Annotated in this window: 1 protein-coding gene and 1 pseudogene; both read right to left on the bottom strand. The window is 73.1% G+C overall.

What is annotated here, in order from left to right; all coding sequences use genetic code 11:
* Positions 1-243 (bottom strand): annotated as a pseudogene (locus H5J29_RS33260) (molybdotransferase-like divisome protein Glp); the annotation flags it as partial.
* 5 nt (positions 244-248) lie between these two features.
* Entirely contained in the window at positions 249-1,136 is an 888-nt protein-coding gene (locus tag H5J29_RS33255) for a UTP--glucose-1-phosphate uridylyltransferase (protein WP_181784846.1), read from the bottom strand.
* Positions 1,137-1,257: the final 121 nt, after the last annotated feature.

Genomic DNA, 1,257 nt, shown 5'->3' with positions numbered 1-1,257 from the left:
GCCCGCCGGGATCTCCCCCACGACGGGGAGCTCCACAGGCGCCGCCTCCGAGGCCCCGACCACGTCCACGCTGCGGACGGCGTACCCGTCGATCGCGGCCTGGTCGAAACCGGGCAGGGCGCGCGCGGAGACGACCTCCTCGGCGCTGCGCAGCCCCTGGGCGTCGGCGAGCCCCACCCGGACCGGGGCCGGCCGGGCCGCGATCTCCAGGACCCTCTTGAGCTGCTCGTCGACGCTCCGCACGGACGTCAGTCTCCCAGTCGGTCGACCAGCCAGGTGCGCAGGGACGCGCCGTAGTCCGGGTGATCGAGCGCGAAGTCGACGAAGGCGCGGACGTACCCACCCGGGTTGCCGAGATCGTGCCGCCCACCGCGGTGGACCACGATGTGCACCGGGTGCCCCTCGTCGATCAGCAGCTGGACCGCGTCCGTGAGCTGCAGCTCGCCGCCCGCGCCCGGCGTGATCCGACGCAGCGCGTCGAAGATCGCCCGGTCCAGCACGTACCGGCCCGCGGCGGCGTAGGTCGACGGCGCCTCCTCGGCGGAGGGCTTCTCCACCATGCCGTGGACCTGCTTGACGTCCGGGTCGTCCGTGTCGCTGACGTCGAACACGCCGTAGGGCGAGATCTCCGCCTTCGGGATGTCGAAGGCGCAGAGCACACTGCCGCCCTTCTCCGCCCGCACGGCGATCATCCGCTTGAGCACGCCGGTGGGGAGCACGATGTCGTCCGGCAGCAGGACCGCGATCGCCTCCTCGTCGTCGGCGAGGGCCTGCTCGGCCTGGGCCACCGCGTGCCCCAGGCCCTTCGGCTCGTACTGGTACACGGTCTTGACGTCGATCAGGCTGTGCGCGCGCTTGACCTTCGCCAGCAGCGCGTCCTTGCCCCGGGCCTCGAGCGTCTTCTCCAGGTCCGGAGAAGGGTCGAAGTAGGCGGCGACGGACTCCTTGCCCGGCGAGGTGACGATCAGCAGCTGCTGCGCCCCGGCCTCGGCGGCCTCGGCGGCGATCAGCTCGACACCCGGGGTGTCGACGACCGGCAGCAGTTCCTTCGGCACGGCCTTCGTGGTCGGCAGGAAACGCGTGCCCAGGCCGGCGGCGGGGACGACGGCCGAGCGCAGGACGGAGGGCTGGCTCATTCCGCGAGCCTATCCACGCCGCTAGCGTGACCGGGTGGCGGAGCACGAATCGGGCGCCCGGAGCAGCCCGGACACGGCGAACGGCGGCCCCGGGGTACCGGGGTCCCGAGCCCCGGCGACC

It is taken from the genome of Pseudonocardia pini (genome assembly GCF_013870575.1).
GTDB classification, from domain to species: Bacteria; Actinomycetota; Actinomycetes; order Mycobacteriales; family Pseudonocardiaceae; genus Pseudonocardia; species Pseudonocardia pini.
The sequence above is the reverse complement of the archived record's forward strand: the minus strand, read 5'-3'. Positions and strand labels throughout refer to the sequence as shown.

Excerpts from the sequence above, each read along its gene's own strand:
- H5J29_RS33255 (WP_181784846.1), bottom strand. The coding sequence starts at position 1,136 with ATGAGCCAGCCCTCCGTCCTGCGCTCGGCCGTCGTCCCCGCCGCCGGC.